This window comes from Dermacoccus sp. MPR-E5 (genome assembly GCF_058809565.1).
This window is the reverse complement of the sequence record NZ_JBXASS010000007.1, coordinates 1-22004: the sequence shown is the minus strand read 5'-3', so window position 1 is coordinate 22004 and position 22004 is coordinate 1. Positions and strand designations below refer to the sequence as shown.

Annotated in this window: 23 protein-coding genes, 3 pseudogenes and 1 other annotated feature; of the genes and pseudogenes, 13 read left to right on the top strand and 13 right to left on the bottom strand. The window is 67.6% G+C overall.

Annotated features, from left to right (window positions below; translation table 11 throughout):
- Positions 1-51: 51 nt before the first annotated feature.
- Positions 52-1358 (bottom strand): annotated as a pseudogene (locus AC1RS9_RS06780) (ISL3 family transposase).
- Positions 1359-1454: 96 nt separating this feature from the next.
- Positions 1455-1733, bottom strand: coding sequence for a PLP-dependent transferase (locus AC1RS9_RS06775; RefSeq protein ID WP_006944766.1), 279 nt, complete (start codon positions 1731-1733; stop codon positions 1455-1457).
- Between the two features lie 141 nt (positions 1734-1874).
- On the opposite strand from AC1RS9_RS06775, the gene AC1RS9_RS06770 reads away from it, so the two are divergent.
- A complete protein-coding gene (locus AC1RS9_RS06770) occupies positions 1875-2402 on the top strand; it encodes an Lrp/AsnC family transcriptional regulator (RefSeq protein WP_492920926.1) in 528 nt (175 codons plus the stop codon).
- Positions 2403-2504: 102 nt separating this feature from the next.
- On the opposite strand, the gene AC1RS9_RS06765 is transcribed toward AC1RS9_RS06770, so the two are convergent.
- Positions 2505-3035 (bottom strand): YceI family protein, encoded by a 531-nt coding sequence (locus AC1RS9_RS06765; protein ID WP_006944768.1) that lies wholly within the window; start codon positions 3033-3035, stop codon positions 2505-2507.
- Positions 3036-3247: 212 nt separating this feature from the next.
- Here AC1RS9_RS06765 and AC1RS9_RS06760 point away from each other — a divergent pair, with 212 nt between their 5' ends.
- Genes AC1RS9_RS06760 through AC1RS9_RS06730 form a run of 7 tightly spaced genes read left to right on the top strand, consistent with a single transcriptional unit; the run spans position 3248 to position 7991 of the window.
- Complete coding sequence (locus AC1RS9_RS06760) at positions 3248-3712, top strand: MarR family winged helix-turn-helix transcriptional regulator (protein ID WP_006944617.1); 465 nt, start codon at positions 3248-3250, stop codon at positions 3710-3712.
- A 45-nt stretch (positions 3713-3757) separates the two neighbouring features.
- A complete protein-coding gene (hemL, locus tag AC1RS9_RS06755; RefSeq protein ID WP_136788241.1) occupies positions 3758-5086 on the top strand; it encodes a glutamate-1-semialdehyde 2,1-aminomutase in 1329 nt (442 codons plus the stop codon).
- A gap of 2 nt (positions 5087-5088) precedes the next feature.
- The gene (locus tag AC1RS9_RS06750) at positions 5089-5775 is read left to right on the top strand and encodes a histidine phosphatase family protein (protein ID WP_006944756.1); all 687 of its coding nucleotides are present in this window, start codon (positions 5089-5091) and stop codon (positions 5773-5775) included.
- Positions 5775-6389: a TlpA family protein disulfide reductase gene (locus AC1RS9_RS06745; protein WP_006944694.1), complete on the top strand. Its 615-nt coding sequence runs from the start codon at positions 5775-5777 to the stop codon at positions 6387-6389. The genes AC1RS9_RS06750 and AC1RS9_RS06745 overlap by 1 nt, the downstream gene beginning before the upstream one ends.
- A complete protein-coding gene (locus tag AC1RS9_RS06740; RefSeq protein WP_006944738.1) occupies positions 6386-7153 on the top strand; it encodes a cytochrome c biogenesis CcdA family protein in 768 nt (255 codons plus the stop codon). Before AC1RS9_RS06745 ends, AC1RS9_RS06740 begins: the two co-directional genes overlap by 4 nt.
- A complete protein-coding gene (locus AC1RS9_RS06735; RefSeq protein ID WP_006944613.1) occupies positions 7153-7794 on the top strand; it encodes a cytochrome c biogenesis ResB family protein in 642 nt (213 codons plus the stop codon). Before AC1RS9_RS06740 ends, AC1RS9_RS06735 begins: the two co-directional genes overlap by 1 nt.
- On the top strand, positions 7743-7991 hold the full coding sequence (locus tag AC1RS9_RS06730) for an integrase core domain-containing protein (protein WP_240742479.1): 249 nt from the start codon (positions 7743-7745) through the stop codon (positions 7989-7991). Before AC1RS9_RS06735 ends, AC1RS9_RS06730 begins: the two co-directional genes overlap by 52 nt.
- Here AC1RS9_RS06730 and AC1RS9_RS06725 read toward each other — a convergent pair.
- Positions 7984-8745, bottom strand: a complete 762-nt coding sequence (locus AC1RS9_RS06725) for a helix-turn-helix transcriptional regulator (protein ID WP_136788242.1) — start codon at positions 8743-8745, stop codon at positions 7984-7986. The two genes, AC1RS9_RS06730 and AC1RS9_RS06725, sit on opposite strands and share 8 nt — an antisense overlap.
- Before the next feature lie 102 nt (positions 8746-8847).
- On the opposite strand from AC1RS9_RS06725, the gene AC1RS9_RS06720 reads away from it, so the two are divergent.
- Together AC1RS9_RS06720 and AC1RS9_RS06715 are read left to right on the top strand one after the other, a co-directional pair.
- The gene (locus AC1RS9_RS06720; protein ID WP_473957893.1) at positions 8848-10281 is read left to right on the top strand and encodes an MFS transporter; all 1434 of its coding nucleotides are present in this window, start codon (positions 8848-8850) and stop codon (positions 10279-10281) included.
- A gap of 10 nt (positions 10282-10291) precedes the next feature.
- Entirely contained in the window at positions 10292-10582 is a 291-nt protein-coding gene (locus tag AC1RS9_RS06715) for a hypothetical protein (protein WP_217490504.1), read from the top strand.
- Between the two features lie 419 nt (positions 10583-11001).
- Here AC1RS9_RS06715 and AC1RS9_RS06710 read toward each other — a convergent pair.
- The 3 genes and pseudogenes from AC1RS9_RS06710 to AC1RS9_RS06700 form a co-directional block, all read right to left on the bottom strand.
- Positions 11002-11136, bottom strand: a pseudogene (locus AC1RS9_RS06710) (IS256 family transposase); the annotation flags it as partial.
- A gap of 26 nt (positions 11137-11162) precedes the next feature.
- A protein-coding gene (locus tag AC1RS9_RS06705; RefSeq protein WP_131940167.1) for an IS3 family transposase occupies positions 11163-12406 on the bottom strand; the annotation gives its coding sequence in 2 pieces (ribosomal slippage) (positions 11163-12133 and positions 12133-12406; 1245 coding nt in all).
- Positions 12003-12137: a sequence feature (AL1L pseudoknot), on the bottom strand. It overlaps the preceding gene by 135 nt.
- 348 nt (positions 12407-12754) lie before the next feature.
- On the bottom strand, positions 12755-13156 hold the full coding sequence (locus AC1RS9_RS06700) for a VOC family protein (protein WP_006946341.1): 402 nt from the start codon (positions 13154-13156) through the stop codon (positions 12755-12757).
- 246 nt (positions 13157-13402) lie between these two features.
- Here AC1RS9_RS06700 and AC1RS9_RS06695 point away from each other — a divergent pair.
- Positions 13403-14583: pseudogene (locus AC1RS9_RS06695) on the top strand (IS30 family transposase).
- 20 nt (positions 14584-14603) lie between these two features.
- Complete coding sequence (locus AC1RS9_RS06690) at positions 14604-16766, top strand: site-specific integrase (RefSeq protein ID WP_006947559.1); 2163 nt, start codon at positions 14604-14606, stop codon at positions 16764-16766.
- A gap of 225 nt (positions 16767-16991) precedes the next feature.
- Here the strand turns inward: AC1RS9_RS06690 and AC1RS9_RS06685 are convergent, their stop codons facing one another.
- From AC1RS9_RS06685 to merA, 5 genes are read right to left on the bottom strand one after another with little or no spacing between them, the layout of a single operon-like run.
- A complete protein-coding gene (locus AC1RS9_RS06685) occupies positions 16992-17912 on the bottom strand; it encodes a cytochrome c biogenesis CcdA family protein (protein WP_006947554.1) in 921 nt (306 codons plus the stop codon).
- Positions 17913-17915: 3 nt separating this feature from the next.
- Positions 17916-18434, bottom strand: coding sequence for a TlpA family protein disulfide reductase (locus tag AC1RS9_RS06680; RefSeq protein ID WP_006947551.1), 519 nt, complete (start codon positions 18432-18434; stop codon positions 17916-17918).
- The gene (gene merT / locus AC1RS9_RS06675; RefSeq protein ID WP_006947549.1) at positions 18431-18730 is read right to left on the bottom strand and encodes a mercuric ion transporter MerT; all 300 of its coding nucleotides are present in this window, start codon (positions 18728-18730) and stop codon (positions 18431-18433) included. The genes AC1RS9_RS06680 and merT overlap by 4 nt, the downstream gene beginning before the upstream one ends.
- 29 nt (positions 18731-18759) lie before the next feature.
- The gene (gene merB, locus AC1RS9_RS06670) at positions 18760-19443 is read right to left on the bottom strand and encodes an organomercurial lyase MerB (protein ID WP_015780448.1); all 684 of its coding nucleotides are present in this window, start codon (positions 19441-19443) and stop codon (positions 18760-18762) included.
- Positions 19431-20855, bottom strand: a complete 1425-nt coding sequence (gene merA / locus AC1RS9_RS06665) for a mercury(II) reductase (protein WP_006947556.1) — start codon at positions 20853-20855, stop codon at positions 19431-19433. The genes merB and merA overlap by 13 nt, the downstream gene beginning before the upstream one ends.
- A 104-nt stretch (positions 20856-20959) precedes the next feature.
- On the opposite strand from merA, the gene AC1RS9_RS06660 reads away from it, so the two are divergent.
- Positions 20960-21349, top strand: a complete 390-nt coding sequence (locus tag AC1RS9_RS06660) for a heavy metal-responsive transcriptional regulator (protein WP_006947558.1) — start codon at positions 20960-20962, stop codon at positions 21347-21349.
- 143 nt (positions 21350-21492) lie between these two features.
- Here AC1RS9_RS06660 and AC1RS9_RS06655 read toward each other — a convergent pair whose 3' ends face one another.
- Positions 21493-21756: a hypothetical protein gene (locus tag AC1RS9_RS06655; protein WP_040015181.1), complete on the bottom strand. Its 264-nt coding sequence runs from the start codon at positions 21754-21756 to the stop codon at positions 21493-21495.
- Positions 21757-22004 lie beyond the last annotated feature (248 nt).

The following is a 22004-nucleotide window of genomic DNA, read 5'->3' as shown; positions in this document are numbered from 1 at the left end:
GCTCGGCTGCGGGCGATCCCCTGTAGGCCCATCCGACAGCAAACCGGCTCTTCACAGATGAGGGTGTAGTTGGGGTCTGAATCCCCCGGCTTCCAGGAGTGCTCGGGCGATGTAGTGGGTGAGGTTGCGGAAGCCGAGGGCGAGCCCGCGTAGGTGCTCAAGGCGTCCGTTCACGGCTTCGGTGGGTCCGTTGCTGGTGCGCGGCCGGTCGAAGTAGGCCAGGACGTCACAGACGCGTCTGGCCAGGGTGCGGCCCAGCTTGCGCAGCTCGACCAACGCCGTGGGCACACCATCGGCGAGGGCGTCGATCACGGAGCTCATCTCGACGCGGCCGACGCTCCGGTCGTGGTGACGGTAGGCGGAGATCATGCGCTGATAGATCCCCCAGGTGCACTCGACCTGGATGTGGCGTTCGTCGGCGAAGAGGGACTCGAGGCGCTCGTGTTGGCGGCCGGTGACCAGGTCGGCACCGGTGTGCAGAGTCCGCCGCGCGGTGTAGAGCGGGTCGCCCTTGCGTCCGCGGTGTCCGTGGAGCTCTTGCTGGACCCGGCGGCGGCAATCGTCGAGGGCGTCGCCGGCCAGGCGGACCACGTGGAAGGGGTCCATCACGCAGACGGCGTCCGGCAGCTCTTCGGTGGTGGCGGTCTTGAACCCGAAGAAGCCATCCATCGCGACGACCTCGATACCCCTCCGCCAGGCTTGGTCCCGCTCGGCGAGCCAGTCCTGGAACGCCTTCTTCGAACGGCCATCGAGCATCGCCAGCAGGCGGGAGGGGCCGGTGCCGTCGCGCACCGGGGTGAGGTCGATGATCACAGTGACGTACTTGTCGCCCTTCCTCGTGTGCCGCCAGACATGCTCGTCGACCCCGACCACGCGGACGCCGTCCAAGCGGGACGGGTTATCGATCAGCAGGCGTTGACCTTCGGCCAGAACAGCGTCGTTGGCGGTATTCCACGACACCGCGAGTCCTTCGGCGACGCGGGCCATGGACAGGTGCTGGACCACGATCGCGACCAGGCCCCAACGCAGCCCGGCGCGGGAGATCTTCGCCCGCGGCTCGGCCGCGGCGGTGGTGTCCTGACGCCACACGTGAGCGCACTCGGCACACCGGTACCGGCGCACGGTGACCAGCAAGGTCGTGGGGCGCCACCCGAACGGCTCGTGCGCCAGCTCCCGGGCACGGTGTCCCGGGATACCCCTCGGCAGCCACACCGGCGGCACCAGTCGTCCGGTTCGACGACCCGGCAGGCCAGCACCGCACGATCCGGCTCGAGAAGTTGCCCGGTGATCTCCAGGCCAAGGTCGTCAACGCGCGTGAAGGTGGTCAGGTCAGGGCACGTGAAGGTAGCGTCAGGCAACGTCGAGGTCTTTCGGATGGCTGCGTGTAGGAACCTCCATCTTCGGAAGACCTCGACACCTACCTCCGGACCGACGCGCCAGCGCCGACTACACCCTCATCTGTGAAGAGCCGGTTTGCCCGCCGCGAGGCAGGCGAGCAGGACGGCGCTGATCGCTGCCATCCCGGTCGAGAACGCGACGCCTTCCTCGGCGCCCTCCATCGTGGCGAGCCCACGCTCGAAGCGGTCGACGTTCGGGTTCCACAGACGCTGGTACACGTACGAATCACCGGGGCGCGGGCGACCACCGGTTGCCATCTGCTCGTACGAGTCACCGCCCTGCGTCACGCCGGTGACGGGGTAGGTGGTCGACTGATCGATTCCTGCGACGTGCACCCCGAGCTAGGCGAGGTCTTCGCGGCCCGCGTGGACGGCGTCCGTCATGAGTGAAGAGATGTGTTTCACATCACATACCGTGTGGGGTCTGCGAAATAGTGGCAACATCTCGCCGAATCCTCCGAAAGGGGTCAGTCTCCCGTGGAAGGTGCGAAATCGAGTGCTCGTTCGTCCGGCGACTCGCAGGTTCGACGACCGTTACTCGGCACCGCGTGGAGCCCTGACGCCGTCGATCGTCGGCTCGTCGAGCTACTTCTCGAGGACGGCCGGATGTCGAACGCCGAACTCGCGCGGCGGGTCGGCGTGCCGGAGTCGACGTGCAGCGGCCGGTTGCGTGTGTTGCGCGAGCGGGGCGTCATCGCGGGCGTCCACGCCGACGTCGATCTCGGCTCGCTCGACGTGCCCCTCGAGGCCATGATCGCGCTGCGCTTCACGGGCCACACGCGTGACGACATCGACGGCTTCCACGCCGCAGTCGCCGATGTGCCCGGCGTCCTCGCGGCCTTCCACGTGACGGGGGAGAACGACTTCCTCGTCCACGTCTGTACGCAGTCTCCCGACGCCCTGCGCGACATCGTGCTCGACCACCTCGCGGTGCTGCCCGGCGTCGTGCACGCCGAGACGAGCCTCATCTACGAACGTATTCGCGGTTCCCGCCCTCTCGGCTGAGGCGCGACGGCCCGCGATGAAGGGCGAGGGGCGAAGGGCGATTCACGAAGAGGCCGCGGTACCCGAACGGGTACCGCGGCCTCTTCGTGAAGGCTGGTGTGATCAGGCCTTGGCGAACTCGAGGTCGAGGTTGATCTTGATCTTGTCGGAGACGAGCGCGTTGCCGCCGGGGGCTGCGGCGTCGAAGCTGAGGCCGAAGTCCTTGCGGTTGATCTCGCCCTGGGCCTCGAAGCCGGCGCGGGTGCCGCCCCACGGGTCGTCGGAGATGCCGTTGAACTCGTAGTCGAACGTGACGGGCTTCGTCACGTCCTTGATCGTCAGGTCGCCCGTGATGGTGTCGTCGCCGATGTTCGTGGCATTGAACGTCATCGTCGGGTACTTCTCGACGTCGAAGAAGTCAGCGCTCTTGAGGTGACCGTCGCGGTCGGCGTTACGGGTCTGGACCGATGCCGTCTGCACGGTGAACTCGAGCGTCGAGTTCTTGCGGTCCTCGGCGACCTCCGCGTTGACGCTGACGTCCGTGAAGCGACCCTTCACCTTGGTGACGGCGAGGTGGCGCGCGACGAAGCCGATCTCCGTGTGGTCGGCGTCGATGTTCCAGGTGCCGGGAGCGATGTCGTTGAGGGAAACCATGGTTGTGGTCCTTCCGTTGCGATGTGTGGTCGGTACTGAAATGACGATACACGCAGATAGTTGAACATTCAACTACACTGAAGAAACGTGGACGGAAACAAGATGTCCACACGAAAGCGTTGACACTGAACGAAACGTGAATCAACCCTCCGGTCGGACACCGGACGGTAGGGGCGCGCGACGGTGGTGAAGCACGAAACGGGCGGTGGAGGATGACGAAAGAGACGCGCTGGCTCGATGAGGACGAGCAGACGGCATGGCGTCACTACCTGCGGGCATCGCGCGCGCTGAGCCTCGCGCTCGATCGCGAACTCCTCGACCACGGCATGTCGCTGGCCGAGTACGAGATCCTCTCGATGCTGTCCGAGGCCGAGGGGCGTCGTCTGCGGATGGGGGCGCTCGCCGACCTCGTCGTCCAGTCCCGCAGCCGCATCACGCACACCGCCACGCGCCTGCAGCGACGCGGGTGGGTGACGCGGGAGTCGTGTTCCAGCGATTCGCGCGGGGTCGAACTCGTCCTCACCGACGGCGGCTACGACGCCCTCCTGCTCGCAGCCCCCGTTCACGTCGCGAGCGTGCGTCGATACTTCGTCGACACCATGGATGGCGACCAACTGAGCATCGTCGGTGACGGCATGCGCCGCGTGCACGAGCAAGTCGGTGGCGAGCGGGGCTGAGGCCCGCCAAGGGCGTTGTCAGGGGGCGGTGGGAGAATGGACAACATGAGTGGAAGCACCTCGAAGTCCGCAGAACTCCTGGCCCACGCGCGCACGGTGACGCCCGGCGGGGTGAACTCGCCGGTGCGCGCCTTCCGTGCCGTCGGTGGCACGCCGCGGTTCATCCGCGAGGCGAAGGGGCCGTGGCTCACGGACGTCGACGGCAACCGCTATGTCGACCTCATCTGCTCGTGGGGCCCGATGATCCTCGGCCACGCCCACCCCGACGTCATGGCCGCCGTCCAGGACGCGGCCTCGCGCGGCTTCAGCTTCGGCACCCCGAGTGAGAACGAGGTTGCCCTCGCCACCGAGATCGTGCGCCGCGTGGAGCCCGTCGAGCAGGTGCGCCTCGTCTCCTCCGGCACCGAGGCAACGATGTCGGCCATCCGCCTCGCGCGCGGCGCCACGGGCCGGAGCAAGATCGTGAAGTTCGCAGGCTGCTACCACGGCCACGTCGACGCGCTGCTCGCCGCAGCCGGCTCCGGCGTCGCCACCTTCGCCCTTCCCGACACGGCCGGCGTGCCGAAGTCGAGCGCCGGCGAGACCATCGTCCTGCCCTACAACGACGTCTCCGCGCTCGAGACCGCCTTCGCCGAGCACGGTGACGAGATCGCCGCCGTGATCACCGAGGCATCGCCCGGCAACATGGGCGTCGTGCCGCCCGCAGCCGGTTTCACGAAGGCGCTGCGCGACATCACGACCAAGCACGGCGCCCTGCTCGTCTCCGACGAGGTGATGACGGGCTTCCGCTGCTCCGCCGCCGGCTGGTTCGGCCACGAGGGCCAGCAGGGTGAGAGCGCCCCCGACCTGTTCACCTTCGGCAAGGTCATGGGCGGTGGCTTCCCCGCGGCCGCCTTCGGTGGCCGCGCCGACCTCATGGGCATGCTGGCGCCCGACGGTCCCGTCTACCAGGCGGGCACGCTGGCGGGTAACCCCGTGGCCACGGCCGCCGGCCTCGCCACGCTGCAAGGCTGCACCGACGAGGTCTACGCCCACCTCGACTCCACGGCGCACGCCATCGCCGACGCCGCCTCCGCCGAACTGACGAAGGCCGGTGTACCGCACACCGTGCAGTGGGCGAGCTCGATGTTCTCGATCTTCTTCCGCGACGGCGCGGTCACGAACTACGACGACGCGAAGGACCAGGACACCGAGGCCTTCTCGCGCTTCTTCAACGCAATGCTCGACCAGGGCGTCCACCTGCCGCCGTCGGCCTACGAGTCGTGGTTCGTCTCCGCCTCGCACGACGACGAGGCCGTCGCGCATGTGATCGACGCCCTTCCTGTCGCCGCGCGAGCCGCGGCCGCTCCCACAGACTCGGCTGCGACACTCTGACCATGACGAACGACGTCCCGCTTTCCCCGTCGACCGAGGCCCCCACCCCCACGACGAAGACGCTGGTGCACCTCGTGCGTCACGGCGAGGTGTTCAACCCGAAGAAGGTGCTCTACGGGCGCCTCGACGGCTACCACCTCTCCGAGCTCGGCCGTGAGATGGCCGAACTGACGAGCCAGTGGCTCGCTCCGCGCGACATCACCTACCTCGTCAGCTCGCCGCTCGAGCGTGCGCAGGAGACGGCCGCGCCGCTCGCCGAGAAGCTCGATCTGCCCGTCGTCCTCGACCCGCGCGTCATCGAAGCCGGGAACGATTTCGAGGGCCTGACCGTTGGATCGAACCCCAAGCAACTGCTCCAGCCCCGCTTCTGGCCGAAGCTCGTCAACCCGCTGCGGCCGAGCTGGGGAGAGCCGTACCAGGAGATCGCCGAGCGCATGTACACCGCCATCCTCGACGCCCGTGACGCCGCGGCCGGACACGAGGCCGCCGTCGTCAGCCACCAGCTGCCCGTGTGGACGGCCCGTCGCTTCGCCGAGGGCAAGCGCCTGTGGCACGACCCGCGATCGCGTGAGTGCACGCTCGCGTCGGTCACGACGATCGAGTTCACCGGTGACGAGATCACCGGCGTCCAGTACGCCGAGCCCGCGGGTCGCCTGCTGCCCAACTCGACACAGTCGGTGGGTGCCTGATGGCGCGCCGTGCCCGATCGCTCAAGGCAACCGCAGCGACGTCGCTCGCCCTTGCCGTCACCCTCGGTCTGAGTGCGTGCGGTAGCGAGCAGAACGACAGCATCAGCAAGCAGGCCCAAGCCGGCGACAACAAGGGCTATGTGGCCGGTGACGGTTCCGTCGAAGAACTTGCGGCCGCCAAGCGTGCCGAGCCCGTGAAGCTCACCGGCGAGACGCTGGACGGCAAGAAGTGGAACGTGGAGTCCGAGCGCGGCAAGGTCGTCGTCCTCAACGTATGGGGCGCGTGGTGCGGCCCGTGCCAGGCCGAGACGCCGCACCTCGAGAAGGCGTGGAAGAACTACGACAACGCGAACAAGCCCGTCGTGTTCATGGGCCTCGACCAGCGTGACTCCGACGCCGTCGCTAAGTCCACGCTCAAGAAGTGGGGCGCCACCTACCCGTCGCTGAAGAACGACGACGGGCAGAACCTGCAGGGTCTGCAGCGCAAGGTCGTCGCAACGCCGACGACGCTCGTGCTCGACAAGCAGGGGCGCATCGCGGCACGCGTCTCCGGTTCCACCACCGAGACCACGGTGCGGAACATGGTCGACAAGGTGCTCGCGGAGAAGGCTTGAGCTCCGGCGTTGCGGCGCTCGCTCACCTGACGAGTTCCCCCGAACAGATCGTCGCGAACGGCGCGTTGCCGCTCGCGATCTTCTTCGCTGCGCTCGCGGGGGTCGTCTCGTTCGCGTCGCCGTGTGTGCTGCCGCTCGTGCCGGGCTTCCTCGCCTACGTCACGGGCTTGACGGACGAGAAGCGACGCACCCGACTCGTGCTCGGCGCGTGCCTGTTCGTGCTCGGATTCTCCGTCGTCTTCGTCGGCATCCAGGCCGCCGTCAGCCTCGTCTACGACACGGTCGGCGCTCACCGCAGCCTGCTCACGCGCATCGGCGGCGTCATCGTCATCCTCATGGGGCTCATGTTCCTCGGCGTCGTGGGCCAGCGAGGCTTCACGGTGCGCTGGCGCCCGGCCGCGGGCCTCGTCGGGGCACCGTTGCTCGGTGCCGCGTTCGGTCTCGGGATGGCTCCCTGCATCTCGCCGGTTCTCGGCACGCTGGTGGCGGCCAATACGTCCCTCAACGCGGACAGCCAGGGGAGGGCTCTGTTCCTCACCGTCTGTTACGCGCTCGGCATGGGCCTGCCGTTCATCCTCATCGCCGCTGGGTGGAGCCGTGCCGAGAAGGCGTCGAAGTGGCTTCGTGACCACCACCGTCCGATCCAGATCGTCGGCGGCACTCTCATGATCGCCATGGGCTTGCTCATGGTGAGCGGGCTGTGGGAGGAACTCATGGCCCTCGTCCAGTCCAACCTCGTCAACCAGTTCGAAACGGTGATCTAGTGGCAGCCAAGAAGGCCCCGGGCAACAACGGGCCCGAGACCAGCGACGACGCAGCGGAGGGCGCAGCCGCCAAGAAGTCGCCGCGAGGCGGCGCGAAGGCCGGTGGCAAGTCCGGCACGTCGGTCAAGGCCGGCGCGAGCATCGGTGTCGTCGGCATGCTGCGCTGGTTCTGGCGCCAGCTGACGACGATGCGCACGGCGCTGTTCCTGCTGCTGCTCGTGGCCATCGCGGCCGTGCCGGGCTCGATCTTCCCGCAGCGCTCGATCGACGCCACCCGCGTCACCCAGTACGAGCAGGACCATCCCGACCTGTTCCCGTGGCTCGATCGCCTCGGGATGTTCAACGTCTACAGCACGCCGTGGTTCGCCGCGATCTACCTGTTGCTCGCCGTCTCGCTCATCGGCTGCATCATCCCGCGCACCAAGGTGCACTGGAAGGCGATGCGTTCCGGGCCGCCGAAGATGCCGCGCAACATCAAGCTCCTGCCGGCTCACCGCAACGAAACGCTCGACGCCAGCCCCGAGGCCGTCGCGCAGGCCGCGCGCGAGGTTCTCCGACCCACCCCGAGCTGCGCCACGTCCGCACCCGCGTGCGGACCCCGGGGCAGAACGGGTCACGCGAACGCGGGTTCGGCACCTTGAAGTACGAACGGCTCTACATCGATGAGATCGCCGACGCCGTCATGCTCGCCAAGCACGCCCAGGAGTACCGACTGGAGTACAACTCCATCCGCCCGCACGAAGCCATCGCCTGGAACCGGCCACTCGACGTCCATCTGGGGATCGCCGACCCGACGATCCCGACATTTCAAACCACCGAAATCCTGCCAACTACTTGACGCGGGACACAAGTTCGCCGACCTGGGGATGGTGCAGGTGCTTTGTACCGCTCGAGCAGAGTCGAACGTCATGCTTGGCCCAAAGCCGGGCAAAGTCAGGGCTGTTCATCGAGAGGTCGCCAACAAGTTCGGCGAGCAGGCGGTCGTCGGGGTACTGTGCGGCGACGTAGCGCAGCGAGGCGACAGCCCGTGCTGCTTCATCGGCCCAGTCGCGGTGCAGTTCGCGGGTGTGGGGGTCGAGAAATAGCAGCCGCAACTGGTTCGGGCGGGTTGCGGGGTCCTCCGGGGCCGCGAAGGGGAGGTGGCCAGCGACCAGCACGTGCCCGAGTTGGTTCCAGGCCAGGATGTCGTTACGGCGGCCGAGCAACAGTGCGGGCACGGTGGGCATCGAGGTGAGAAGCACGAGGGCTCCGCCGTTCGGGATCTCGGCGCGGGCGGTCCGACGACGCTTGGCAGGCGTAGGCCGCGCTAGCTCGAACAGATGCGCCCGTTCGGCGTCGTCAAGGTTCAGGGCTCGCGCCAGCGCATCAATGATCGCGTCGCTGGCATTGGTCGATTGCCCTTGTTCTAGTCGCGTGTAGTAGTTGGCGGAGATACCAGCGATCTGAGCGAGTTCCTCGCGTCGCAGCCCAGGCACCCGGCGCGTTCCCCAAACCGTGATCCCTGCCCGGTCGGGAGTGACCGCACCGCGCCGGCTGCGGAGGAAATCACCGAGCTCGTTCGCGGGCCGGACACGCTGCTGTTGAGGTCGCACCGGTCCAGTGTGGCTCACGCTTTACTGCGGAGAGTGCCCCTGTCAGGGGTACCAAGCGCAGGGATCTGGCTGCTCCGGTGGCGCGGCCCGAGGGTTGACCGCATGACCACCGATTCTTCGCTCGCGCCTGCTGATCAGGCCGCCGCGGATGCCGCCTTCGGCACCCGTGAGCGCATGGCGCTCTTCGTCCTCCTCACGGCGAGCTTCACTCTCGCCGTGGACTTCTCCATCCTCAATGTGGCGCTACCGCGCATCGGAAGCGATGTGGGCTTCGCGATCGCCGACCTCCAATGGATCTCTACCGCCTTCGCCGTTTGCGCTGCCGGATTCACGCTGCTGTTCGGACGCTTCGCCGACTTGTTCGGGCGTCGACGTCAGTTCCTCGTCGGGATCGCGCTCCTGGGCGTGGCGTCGCTGGTCGGAGGGCTTGCCCAAGAGCCCTCGCTCCTGCTCGCGGCACGGGTTGCTCAGGGAATCGCCACCGCCGCAGTCACCCCTGCTGCGCTCTCGCTGCTGACCACCTCGTTCCCCGAGGGGCCGATGCGGGAGCGGGCGCTGGGACTCAACGGTGCACTGATGGCAGCCGGGTTCACCACAGGTGCCGTCCTCGGTGGATTGCTGACCGATCTGATCAGCTGGCGGTGGGCCTTCTTCGTCAACGTGATCGTCGCGGTGGCGGTCCTAGCGGTCGGTCCCGCGGTCCTGAAGGAGACCCGGGCGCAGTTGCGTCCCCCGCTCGATCTCCCCGGTGCGGTGACCGTGACGCTGGCTCTGGTTGCCGGCGTGTACGGCCTTACGCAGGCGGGTCAGCACTCCTGGGGCGATGTCCGAAGCTGGGGTGCGTTGCTGCTCGCGGCCGTCATGGTGCTGGCGTTCATCGTCATTGAGCGCACGGTGTCCGAGCCCTTGGTCCCGCTTAGTGTGGTGCTGCGCCGGTCGACGGGCTGGGGCAACCTGGCAGGTGTCATCGCGTTCGCGACCGAGACCTCTGTGGTCTTTCTCCTGACCCTTTACCTTCAGGAAGTGCGCGGTTACACGCCCCTCCAGGCGGGTCTCGCTTTCGCTGTGCTTGGCGCGGGAACAGTGCTCGGCGGTGTCATCGCTCCGCGCGTCATCGGCCATCTTGGGGGTAAGCGAGCCATCGTCGCAGGGCTGGTGGCACAGGGTGTTTCCACCGTGCCGCTGGCGTTCCTCGGTGACGCCTCAGGATGGTTGGTCGTGCTGCTGGTCGCAACCTTCGTCGGTGGCGTCGCCAACCTGGTCGTCATCGTCGGCTTCATGGTTACCGCCACCTCCGGGCTGCCGGACGCCGAGCAGGGTCTGGCCACAGGGCTGGCCACCATGAGCCAGCAGGTGGGCATCACACTCGGCACGCCCGTCATGTCAGCGATCGCGACCGCCGCAGGGGCAGCTACCGCCGGCCATATCCTGCACGGAGTCACGACGGCACTGGCCGTCAATGCCGCCATCTGCTTCGCGACCGCCGTCGTCATCGGCCTCGTCCTTCCGCGGCACCGGAAGGCGGTGGCGGCCTGAAGGCGAGTGCATGAGCGAGATCACCACCAAGGCACAAGAACTGCTTGCCGGCCGCCTGGAGAGCGTCCAGCGACTCGAACAAGCGCACCACGAAACGGCGCGAGTGCGTTCAGAACTCGCCGCAGCAGAGCGCGCAGAAGGCGAAGCATGGAGCAACGCCACCGCAGCCGGATGGACACCAACGGAACTGAAACGGCTTGGGTTCACCCAGCCCGCCAGTCGGCGAGGTGGACGACCTGCGAGACGTTCCGGCGGCGAGCGAACAGCAGCAGCAACGCGCGCGGAGACCGAGAGCCGTTAAGACGTGAGGGAACGAACACATCCCCCAACCGAGCAGAGGAACTTGTTCTAGTGCCCATCGCATTCGATACGTCGCATCCGATTGACACAGAGGATCGCCGCATCGCGTTGGTGCGCGCGATCGTCGCCGCAGGAGATCGAGACGGCGAGCGTCACTGGATCGAGTGGAAAAGCAAGGTGGAGGTTGCTTCGCAGGAGGCTGAGACAACCCTCGTAAAAGAAATACTCGCCATGGCTAACCGAGATCGCGCCCGGGCTCTCACGCACTGCGGTGGGTGGGGATACATCGTGGTGGGCGCGACTGAGGAGGGAATCGTCGGTGCGGAGCGCCAGAAGACCGGGGCATGGGAGCAGCAGCTCGGCAAGTACCTCGGCGAGGGGGGACTGTCAGATTTCCGGTGTAACTGGCCACTGGCGTCCTTAGTTGTCCGAGGGGTTGATGCGCCCCTCGAAGGTGATGGCGAAGGCGTTGAGTGCAGCCTTCCATCGGATGACCCATCGTGCCCGACCGGTGCCGGTCGGGTCGAGTGATCGGGTCACCAAGTACAGGCACTTGAAGCGTCCCGGGTTTCGTGCCGCTCCTATGCGGGTGCCAACTCTCGGTTGAGGTTGGCGTAGTAGGCGGTCTCGTACTCGGCCGGGGTGGTCATGGCCAGAGACGAGTGGAGCCTTCGGTTGTTGTACCACTCGACCCATCCGGCGGTGGCGTACTCGACGTCGGCGATGGTCTTGTACGGGCTGTCGTGGAAGATCGTGGTGGTGATGCACTCGGTCTTGTACAGGCCGATGACGCACTCCATGAGTGCGTTGTCGTACGCGTCCGCGACGGTGCCGATCGATGCGGCGATGCCCTCGGCGGCCAGGTGCTCGGCGAAGCGCAGGCTGGTGTACTGCGACCCGGCATCGCTATGTGCGATCAGCTCGCCGGGTTGGACGGGGTGCCCGGCTCGGTCGCGTTCCCACAGCGCGATCCGCAGCGGTGTCAGGACCAGCGGTGTCGTCTTGCTCGTCGCGGCGTGCCAGGCCACGACCTTCTGGGAGTAGCAGTCCAGGACGAACGCGACGTACACGAAACCCGCCCACGTGCGTACGTAGGTGAAGTCAGCGACCCACTTCGTGTTCGGCGCTGCCGCGGTGAAGTCCCGGTTGAGCAGGTCACCAGCCCGATGCCCGTCCTTGGCCGGGATCGTGGTGCGTACCGGACGGCCGCGGCGTACCCCGTTCATCCCCGCGACGCGCATGAGCCGATCCACGCGACCGGCGCCGACCTGGTGACCTTGCCTACGTAGCCAGGCGGTCATCTTGCGACGCCCGTACAGCCCTTCCGGGGTACCGACGAGGTCGTGCAGGACGTTGAGCAGGACCGCGTCGGACGTGTCACGGGCCGATGCGCTGCGGTGGCGCCAGGCCCGGTAGGTGCGTGCGGCGATCTGGCAGCCCTCCTGGCGGAGCACCCTGCAGACCGACTCGACCGCGTGCCCCTCGGCGCGCATCTGATCGATGAAACCCATGATCATCGGTTGCGGGGGTCGAGCTCCCCCGCGAAGAAAATCGAGGCCTTGCGTAGGAGCTCGTTGTCCTCGCGCAACCGCTTGACCTCGCTGCGCAGACGACGCAGCTCGGCCAGGTCGTCGCTGGTCGGCCCGTCCTTCAGGCCGGCGTCGACGCGGTGTTGCGAGACCCAGCGGCGCAAGGTTTCACGGCCCACGTCGACCTTCGGTGACACCAACGCGACGGCCTTGGTGACGGACCCGGCTTCCTCGACGCGGTCCAGGACCATCCGCACCGCGCGGTCCTTCACCTCGGGATCGAACTTCTTCGGCATGAACAACATCCTCTCGAACTCGAAAGGAAGCGGCATCACACCCGGGACGCTTCACTTCGTGGCAGCGTAATAACCCGCTAGTGAACGGTCCTGGTGCTCAGTCAGACGCCACAACTCACCCCAGGAGCGAGACGCTGCGCTGACCGTAGCTGCCTCGTCCAACCACATTTCAGGGCGGGGGAAGGCTAACGCCAGCGCTGACGCCAAAAGGGGCGGGGCCAGCACCCATGTGGGGTTCGATCTGCCCAGCGCAGCCTGTTCACTTCTCACGTCCGCCAACCTATCGAGATAGCCGCCCCCACCGGCCCCTACACACGCTCGGGACCGTGGCAGAAACGGTCGTTTGAGCTACTGCGCAGCTGCTGACTTCTCCGCGTCGGAGCGCAGGACGCAGAACTGGTTGCCCTCGGGGTCTGCGAGGGTGACCCATCCGGTTCCTGGGCTGTGGATGTCGCGACGGTCGGCGATGAAACGCGCGCCCAGGGCCTGGAGGCGTTCGACCTCTTCGTCGCGAGTGCCTTCGCGTGGGCGTAGGTCGAAGTGGATCCGGTTCTTGCCCGGTGTGGGGTCGTCCACCTGGATGAACAAGATCGTGTGGCCGGTGGCGGGGTCGAAGATCGGGCATTCGACGTCGCCAGGCTCGTTGGGGTCGTCGGCGTTTTCGTCGTAGGAGAGGACCTGCCGCCAGAACTCGGAGAGTTCGTAGGCGTTGAGACAGTCGACTGATACATGGGAAACATAGCTACTCATGGAAATAAGCCAACGGCTCGGGGGTCCTCTTGTCGAGAGATTTTCGAGCTGTCTCCGACAGGTGGACTGGTGGTGCAAAAACGATGATCGCGCCCATGGCTTTGCCACACATGGTTCTGCACGTAGTTCTGCTACACGATTCGGTAGCTCAACTACGTGCAGAACCACGCCTGGCCGAGATGTAGCAGAAACGAAGGCGAGTTCAACCGGTCAACGCACCACCACCGATAGGGGATCGTGGGTGTCATGGCCGGGTTGTCGAACGAGCAGCAGGAGAACGTCTGGGCGTTGTGGGCGAAGGGTGAGTCGATCAGGCTCATCGCCCGCACGATCGGCGTCAGCCAAACCCCAGTCCGGACGCTGCTGCGCCGCCATGGCGGAGTGAAGCCGCCGCCGCGCGCCCGGAACCGGCGGCACCTGTCGCTGAGTGAACGTGAAGAGATCTCCCGCGGCCTCGCCGCCGGCTTATCGTGCCGTGTCATCGCCGCTCGGCTGGGGCGCCATCACACGAGCATCAGCCGCGAAGTCGCCCGCCACGGCGGCCCCGGCACCTATCGCGCGGCCATCGCTGACGCGGGCGCGTGGCGCAACGCGCGCCGCCCGAAACCCTCACGTCTTCACCGCGACACGGCGCTGTCGAGCCTAGTCGCGGCGAAGCTGGAACGAGGGTGGTCACCCACCCAGATCGCCCACTGGCTACGGCGCGAACAGCAGGATTCGTTGTCGCACGAGTCGATCTACCACGCCCTGTACACCGGCCAGATCCGTGCGCCACGACAGGGAAGCCTCCTGCGATCAGGGCGATCCCTGCGCCATGCGCGCGTCGCGAAACCCCGACAACGCCGCGGCGTGTTGCGGAACATGACCTCCATCCACGATCGACCCGCCAGCGTCCGAAGACCGGGCCGAAGTCGGCCATTGGGAAGGTGACCTCATCATGGGCCAGCGCCCATCAGCCGTGGCCACCCTCGTCGAACGCTCCACCCGCCTGGTGCGCGTCGTCGCCCTGCCCGACGGGTACAAGGCTGACGCCGTCAGGGACGCTCTCATCGAGAATCTCGCCGACGTGCCGCCGCAGTTTCGTCGGTCGTTGACGTGGGATCGCGGCAGGGAAATGGCCTTCCACGACCAGGTGACGCACGCCCTGGGCATGCAAGTGTTCTTCTGTGACGCCCGTTCGCCATGGCAGCGCGGCACGAACGAAACTCCCCCGCGCGCTTCGCTCCAAGCAGGAGGTGCCCCCAGCGAACCGCCTGCTGCGTCAGTACCTCGCGAAGAACGCCGACCTACGCTCCTTCACCCAGACCGACCTCGACACCATCGCGGCGCGCATCAACGAACGGCCCCGCAAGGTCCTCGGCTGGGCCTCATCCCACGATGTCTTCACCGATAGCCTGAACACCATCAATGGTGCGTTGACCGGTTGAATCCGCCATGCTGGGTCGACATGAAACCCGAAGCGGCCGAGCGCATCGTCGAGCAAGTCCGCCGCCATCGCCGTGTCGCGACCGCGACCATCCTTCGAGCGGTGGAGCAGATGGCGGCGGACGGGAGGGACCGCCGAGTGCGGCTGATGCTCGAGCTGCAGGCCCACGGCGCGGAGTGGTTCTCCGACCCGGCCGCGGGCTCTGTGCTGTTCGGCACGTTCTACGACCTTCTCCACGCGGACGGCGCGCGTCTGCCCGAACGACGCTGCGGAGGCTGCGGCACCACGCGCACGCTCACCGAACGCGTCGAGGGACGAGTGAGCTGCCGACGCTGCTACCGGATCGCGCACCATGCCCCCTGCGATGGCTGCGACGACGTCACCAACCTGGAGCGGGTGCTCTCCGACGGGCGGCGACTCTGCCAACGCTGCACGAACAAGCTCCCCGACGAGAACGCCGTCTGCGTGAGCTGCGGCAACCATCGACTGATCGCCTACCGCAGCCCGGAGGGCCCGCTGTGTTCAACGTGTCGGAGCTCCTCCCGGCTGGACACCTGCACGGACTGCGGGGAGCTTGCGCCCTGTTTGTTCCACGGCAGCGAGAAAGCGATCTGCAAACCCTGCTCCGACAAGGCCAGCGTCGACACCTGCACGATCTGCGGGAACGAGCGGCAATGCCGCTGGCCGGGAACCGCGCGCGCCGCCTGCGAGCAGTGCTCCAACCCTCGCCAGCCCTGCGTGAGCTGCGGGGAGGTCCGGCTGCGCCACAAGCGCACCGAAGACGGCTCCGGCTATCTCTGCTGGGCCTGCGTTCCGCCGATCATCGAGACCTGCACAAGCTGCGGAGACGCTCGGATAGTGAACGGCCGGATCGAGGGCCGGCCGTTCTGCCCGCTCTGCTATCCCCGCCAACCGGAGTCGTTCCGCCCCTGCACCAGCTGCGGGACCATCACACGGCTGATCGCGAAGCTCTGCCCCCGTTGCCGAGCCGATCAGATGATCCGGGAGATGGTGCCCGACGAGCTCGCCGCCTCCGATGCACGCATCGCGCATCTGCGAGAGCGGTGGTTCCAGGGTGCTCCGTCGAAGATCGTCTACGCCTTCGAACGCGGCACCGTCGCCTGCACGCTGATCACCCGAGTGCTCACCGCCCCATCCCTGCGCACTCACGCCTACCTCGACCAGGCCGGCTCGGAGTATCAGACCCGAGCGGTTCGGTCCGTGCTCATCGACCACGGGCTGCTCCCACCGCGGGACGAGCTGCTCGCCCGGTTCGAGCTCTGGCTCGACAGCGCACTTGCCGAGATCCCCGACCCGGGTGAACAGCGCACCGTCACCCAATACGCGCGATGGCGACACCTGCGCGCACTGCGCCGCAACACGATGCCGTCCCGATCAGGCCAGCTGTCCTGGCGGCGGCTCGAGATCGCGGGGATCATCGAACTGCTGGAATGGATCCATACCCGCGGAGGTTCTCTCGTGTCCCTCACCCAGGCGGATGTCGATGAATGGCTCACCGGCGGCCGACGCCCGTTCCTGCACCACTTCCTGACCTGGACCGCACGGGCCGGCGCATCCCGACCGCTCACCGCTCCACGCCCGCCATCAGGAGCCTTGAGCCCGCAAGCCATGAGCGACGAGGAACGCTGGCGGCTGCTCGCCGATGTCACCTCCGACCCGTCCATCAACCCGCACACGAAGCTCGCCGCGGGGCTGATGCTCATGTTCGGCGTCCGGGCGGCGAAGATCGTCCAGTTGCGCGCGGAAGACGTCACCGTCACGGACCAGGCCGTGGTCGTTCGCCTCGGCCAGGAACCTCTCGTGCTCCCCGCCGAGCTCGCGCCGGCGGCCGCGGGAGCCGCCAGCAACCGCACCGCGCCTCGCATGTTCGTGGAGAGCATCGAACAGGAGTGGGTCTATCCCGGAACCCGGGCCGGGCATCACATGGCCCCCGACACGCTGAATACCCGGCTCCGCGCTGCCGGCATCCCGCCGCGACTTGCCCGCACCGGCGCGCTGATAGCGCTCGCGCAGGAACTCCCACCCGTCGTTCTCAGCCGGCTGACTGGCCTGGACATCTCCTCCGCGATCGCCTGGTCCAACGCGATCGGCGCGAACAGCACCGCCTACGCCGCCGCGGTCGTCGAGCGCGTCGGCATGCCCCTCCCAGTCGTCCTGCACTGAAATCTGACGATGACGTTTCCAGGGATGTCACGTCGTGAGAATCGGGCGGCACCGATTCTGCTCGGCGGTCAACTCGTCCTGATCGTGGCCGCGCTCTCCTTCGACATAGGCCACGAACAACACCCACGCCGTGTCCGATGATCGGCGTCGGGTGGGAGGGCGTCTGGTGTCCGAGTTCGTCGTTCCGGTCAACCACGTCGTATGACCTTGACGTGCAGGAGCCGCTCAATGCCGCTCGGTCGGCACGCTCGGCCGGTCCCCGGGAGAGTGCGTCGACTGAGGGTCGCAGCAGTCCTCCTCGGTCCTCCGTCCGGAGTTCCGACGGCGTTGATGAAGGAATCCGCTTAGTAGCACGATGAGCACCACGGTGGTAGACAGGCCGGCGATGACGCCGGTGTTGCTTTGGAGCCAGTTCGATATCGTCGCCGAGACAGCGGCGACGTCGGTGCGCCCTGCGGAAGGGGCATCGCCGACGACAACTGGAAACCAGTACCAAGCCAGGTAGACGCCGGTGAGGATCAGGACGGCGGCGGTGACCTTGGGAACGAATCGTGTCAGTGCGGCGATCCGCCTGGACAGCACAGAACCGGCTACGGCGGCGACCACGGCGACAAGCAGCAGGACGGTGGCGGAGCCGGCGGCATAGATGGCGAAGACGAGGAGCAGCCCGACGAAACTGGCTGTCGCCTGGGCCTGGGCGATGACCGCGAGGAGTACGCCGAAGGTGCACGACAGCGAGGCCGCGGCGTAGCCGACGCCGAAGACGACCATGCGCACGGCGCTGGGCAGCCGTTCGATTGCGCGGCCGGGTATGCCGGGAAGCCGGAGGGACATAGAGCGTCCGGCTAGCATCGCCCCGCCGAGCAGCACCAACAGGATCCCGACGGCGAGGCCGAGGGCTGGGGCGGCCTGGATCAGGCCCCGTGCGCCGGCGCTTACCGCGACGCCAGCCAAGGCGAGCGTGCCCGCAAACCCGATCGTCAGCGCGAGGCCAGCCCGTAGGGCGCGCAGCAGGCGCACCGGGGCTGAGGAAGAGGCGGCGTCGCCCAGCGCATGGGTGATCCAGGCCGGGAGCAGCGCGAAGCCGCAGGGATTGACGGGGGCGATCATCCCGGCGGCGAAGGCAAGGGCGAGGAGTCCGCCCATCGCTCAGGCCCCGGCCTTGTGGAGCGCGGAGACGATCGTATCGGCGTCGGGGTCGGTGGCGCGGAAGGTCACCTGTCCGTCACTGTCGACGATGATCAGTGTAGACAGCGCGGCGACCCCGAAGCGCTGGGACAGCGCCGCGCCCTCGTCGATGGCGGCGGGGACATGCACGGCGTCGACGTACTCCATGAACCTCTGAATGGTCTCGGTAGGTTCGCGCGGATCCATGTCGACGGCGAGGAACTGGGCATCGATGCCGGCCTCCTCGGCCGCGGCTGCCGCCTGACCGAGGGATCGGACTCCGCCGACGCATTCGCCGCAGCCGACGGAGAAGAAGAACACCGCGGTGGGCTTCCCGGCGGCGGGCAGGCTGATCCGCTGAGCGTCGATGCTGGTCACCGTCGCGGCGGTGGCAGTCTCGGCAGAGACGGGATCCTTATCAACGGTGCCGCAGGCGGTCAGGATGAGCGAGCCTGCGAGCAGGAGGGTGGCGAGCGAACGACGGGCGCGGGAGCTGATCATTGGTTCTGTTCGCCCTTCGGGTCGGTGCGGTGAGCGGATTCGGTGGGCGGGCAGCAGTCAGGTTCGACACGGCCGCGGCGGGTTCGGCGGCGGACGACGACGAGCAGCACGATCGCGAGGAGCGCAATGCCCACGCCGATCACCCACGGGTTGCCGAGAAGGAGCCCGCCGATGCCAGTAAGCATTCCGCCGGCGATGAGCACGGGCAGCGCGCAGCAGATCGTCATGAGGAGCACGGCACCGGCTCCCAGGAGTAGGCCACCGCCTCGCGTTCGGTCGTCGTGTTTGGAGGTCATAGCGTTCTCGAATCCTTCTGTGTCGCGGGTCAACAGCAGCGGGGACAGTCGTCGGCCACCGGGGTGTCGTCCTGAAGCAGGTCGAGCAGGCTCGTTGTGAGCTCGTTGCCGATCCGGTAGGCCTCGGCCACCGACACCACCTCGGCACCGGGATGCTCAGAGAGCCACCCGGTGGCGTCGTCGACGGAGGCGAAATAGTGCACCTGGTTGCAGAAGGCCGAGCGGATCGAGGTGATCTGCTCCAGGTTCACCAGCGACACCACGGCGCTCGGGGGTGTGACGCCGGTGACACCGGCAACCGGATCGATGGTGACGCGGATCGTCTCTCCGCTGGCCGGGGAGACGGACTCCACGCGCGCTGGGCGATCGAGGAGGGCCGGGAAGATGAGGGTGTCCAGGGCGCACCAGGTGTAGAGCTCCTCACCGTCGACGGTGAACCGGTGCGGTGTAGGGCGCAGCGTGAGGCCCTGGCCGACGATTCGGCCCTGGTCGTCGTACTCGGTGTCCTGCATCGCGGCCAGTCCGAGCCGTACCTCGTCGATCGTGCGGCCCGCAGCCACGGACAGCTGTTGGACGGTGACGGGGTCACCGTCGGCGAGCAGCCGCAGCAGCGGGATGAGCAGGCCGGTCTCTCCCAGTCGGCTGAGCCGCTCGGGCAGTTGCATGCTGAGGTCAGACATCGTGGGTTCCTCCAGTTCGTTCACGCGCAGCACGACAGGAGCGACGGGTCGGTGGTGAAGGCCTTGGCGGCGATCCGGATGCCCTCGGCCATGGTCAGGTAGGGGGCCCAGGCGTCGGCGACCTCGGCGACCGTCTTGCCGAGCACGTGGACCCCGGCGGCGGCGAGCTCGCCGGCGTCCTTGGCGACGGCGGTGATGCCGAGGATCTTCCCGGTGTCGGCGTCCACGACGATCTTGACGAAGCCGCGGGTGTCGCGGTTGACCAGTGCGCGGGGCACGTGGTGCAGGGGCAGGACGCGGCAGTCGCAGCGGATCCCGGCGGCGACGACGTCCTTCTCGGTCATCCCGACCGCGCCGATCGCCGGGCCGGTGAACGTCACCCTCGGCAGTCGGGCGTAGTCCACGGCCCGATCGGCGTCGGCGAACGCGTTCTCGGCGACGAGGGTGCCGTGGTGGGCGGCGACGTAGACGAACTCGGGGTGGCCGGTCACGTCGCCCGCGGCCCAGATCCGCGGGTGGGAGGACTGCATCCGGTCGGAGACGACCACCTCGCCGAGGTCCCCGGTCTTGACCCCGACCCTGTCGAGGCCGAGCCCATCGGTGGCCGGTCGTCGTCCGAGGGCGACGAGCACCTGGTCGGCGCGGAACTCCTCCCGGCCGCCGGCGACGTCCGCGGTGACGACGGCCTGCCCGGTCGCGGCGTCGCGGGACACCCGCGTCGGCAGCGCGCGGCGGACCACCCGGATGCCCTCGTCGGCGAACACCTCCTGCAGCGTCCTGGACACCTCCGGCTCCTCCTTCGACGCGAGCCGGGACCGGACCAGCACGGTGACCTGGGAGCCGAGCCGGGCGAACAGCTGCGCCTGCTCCAGGGCGACGTAGCCGCCGCCGAGCACGAGCAGGGACTCAGGGAGTTCGGTCAGCTCCATCGCCGTGGTCGAGGTCAGGTACCCGGTCTGGTCCAGGCCGTCGATCGGCGGGGCCCACGGCCGAGAGCCGGTCGCGACCAGGTAGTGCCCGGCCTCGATCGTCTCGGTGCTCCCGTCGTCCCCGGCGACCTGGAGGACCGGTGCGTCGGGGGTGCCGGCGAACGCGGCATCGCCGCGGCGGACGGCCCAACCGTAGGAGTCGGCGACGTCGGCGTACTTCTCGCCCCGCAGCGACTCGACCAGCGCCTGCTTCCCGGCGATCAGGGCGGGCATGTCCACTGGCCCCGCCGTCGTCGCGATCCCCGGGAACCGGTCGGCGGTGTCGGCCGCGGAGTGCCGTGCGTCGGCCGCGGCGATCAGGGCCTTCGACGGCACGCAGCCGGTGTTCACGCAGGTGCCACCGAGCGTCCCGCGCTCGATCATCACCACCGACTTGCCGAGCGTGGTCGCGCGGATCGCGGCGGCGAACGCACCACCGCCCGATCCGATGATGGCGAGGTCGTACTTCGTGGGCATCGCAGCTCCCGTCACTTGGGTTTCTCTTCTTTCTCGGCCATACTGGACCTTCCAGTGCAGGGGAAGGTCAAGAAGGCTTCTGCCGAAAGAAAAGGGGGCCTGCGATGCGCATCGGGGAACTCGCCGAGCGGGCGGGAACGACGGCGAAGACGCTGCGGTTCTACGAGGAGCAGGGCCTGCTGCCCCCGGCCGAGCGCACGCCGTCCGGATACCGCGACTACGCGCCCGAGACGGCCGCCCGGATCGACTTCGTCCACCGCGGCCAGGCCGCGGGCCTCACCCTCGCCCAGATCCGCCAGATCCTCGACATCCGCGACGGCGGCGCTGCTCCCTGCGAGCACGTGCGCGATCTCCTCGACGCGCGCTTCGCCGAGATCGGGCAGCAGATCGCCCAGCTCACAGCGCTCCGAGACACCATCGCCGAGCTCAGGCACGACGCCGCGCAGCCCGACCCCGACTCGTGCAGCGCGGACCAGGTCTGCCGGTACCTGTAGCTCACGGAAAATCCTCTCGGCTCTCCCAAGCGACGAGAACGGAAAGTCGTGCAGAATCCCCCGTCCGCCAAATAGCGCCAAATCAAATAACGCGCACTACCAATATGCGCTTGACGCGAGTTGGACCCATTCAGAGTCAGCCATCAGCCGGCCAGGTAATCATCGAGTGCGCGGCGCATGATGGCGGAGGCGCTGGTGTGCTCGTCGTGGACGCGACGGCACACTGCGTCGAGGCAGGCAGTGACGGTTTCGGCGCGCTTGGTGCCAACGGTGTGGGGCCGGCCCACGGAGTTGAGAGTCGCGCCAGGGAAGCCGTCTTCACCGTCGGTGATGGGCTGGTCGTTCATGGTGCCCCACCGGCCATGCTGGTCGGGGCCGGTCGCGGTAACGAAGGTGCGCTCGGCCATTGCGGCTTCCTTTCGGTCGCTTTCAAGGTGGATTTGCGGTGTGCGCGATGGCTTGGACCTCGCTGAATAGGGTGGCCCTGCAGCTTTTCTGCATGTGGTGCGAGGGTAGTGCGTAGGCCGTCCGGAACCCGAACCAGGCCAGGTTCGTGAGGCTGCACCCCGTAGAGGCCCAAAGGGGCTCATCCCAGTCGAGGGTGTAGACGGGGTCTGAACCCGCCGGTCTCGAGCAGGCTCCTGGCGATGTAGTT

What these genes read in the sequence shown, in the direction of transcription:
- AC1RS9_RS06680 (WP_006947551.1), bottom strand. Translation starts at nt 18,434, where the DNA reads ATGATCAGCTCCCGCGCCCGTCGTTCGCTCGCCACCCTCCTGCTCGCA.
- AC1RS9_RS06750 (WP_006944756.1), top strand. Translation starts at nt 5,089, where the DNA reads ATGACGAACGACGTCCCGCTTTCCCCGTCGACCGAGGCCCCCACCCCC.
- AC1RS9_RS06655 (WP_040015181.1), bottom strand. Translation starts at nt 21,756, where the DNA reads ATGGCCGAGCGCACCTTCGTTACCGCGACCGGCCCCGACCAGCATGGC.
- AC1RS9_RS06765 (WP_006944768.1), bottom strand. Translation starts at nt 3,035, where the DNA reads ATGGTTTCCCTCAACGACATCGCTCCCGGCACCTGGAACATCGACGCC.
- hemL (WP_136788241.1), top strand. Translation starts at nt 3,758, where the DNA reads ATGAGTGGAAGCACCTCGAAGTCCGCAGAACTCCTGGCCCACGCGCGC.
- AC1RS9_RS06715 (WP_217490504.1), top strand. Translation starts at nt 10,292, where the DNA reads ATGAGCGAGATCACCACCAAGGCACAAGAACTGCTTGCCGGCCGCCTG.
- AC1RS9_RS06700 (WP_006946341.1), bottom strand. Translation starts at nt 13,156, where the DNA reads ATGAGTAGCTATGTTTCCCATGTATCAGTCGACTGTCTCAACGCCTAC.
- AC1RS9_RS06760 (WP_006944617.1), top strand. Translation starts at nt 3,248, where the DNA reads ATGACGAAAGAGACGCGCTGGCTCGATGAGGACGAGCAGACGGCATGG.
- AC1RS9_RS06720 (WP_473957893.1), top strand. Translation starts at nt 8,848, where the DNA reads ATGACCACCGATTCTTCGCTCGCGCCTGCTGATCAGGCCGCCGCGGAT.
- AC1RS9_RS06685 (WP_006947554.1), bottom strand. Translation starts at nt 17,912, where the DNA reads ATGGGCGGACTCCTCGCCCTTGCCTTCGCCGCCGGGATGATCGCCCCC.
- AC1RS9_RS06745 (WP_006944694.1), top strand. Translation starts at nt 5,775, where the DNA reads ATGGCGCGCCGTGCCCGATCGCTCAAGGCAACCGCAGCGACGTCGCTC.
- AC1RS9_RS06690 (WP_006947559.1), top strand. Translation starts at nt 14,604, where the DNA reads ATGAAACCCGAAGCGGCCGAGCGCATCGTCGAGCAAGTCCGCCGCCAT.
- merA (WP_006947556.1), bottom strand. Translation starts at nt 20,855, where the DNA reads ATGCCCACGAAGTACGACCTCGCCATCATCGGATCGGGCGGTGGTGCG.
- AC1RS9_RS06660 (WP_006947558.1), top strand. Translation starts at nt 20,960, where the DNA reads ATGCGCATCGGGGAACTCGCCGAGCGGGCGGGAACGACGGCGAAGACG.
- merT (WP_006947549.1), bottom strand. Translation starts at nt 18,730, where the DNA reads ATGACCTCCAAACACGACGACCGAACGCGAGGCGGTGGCCTACTCCTG.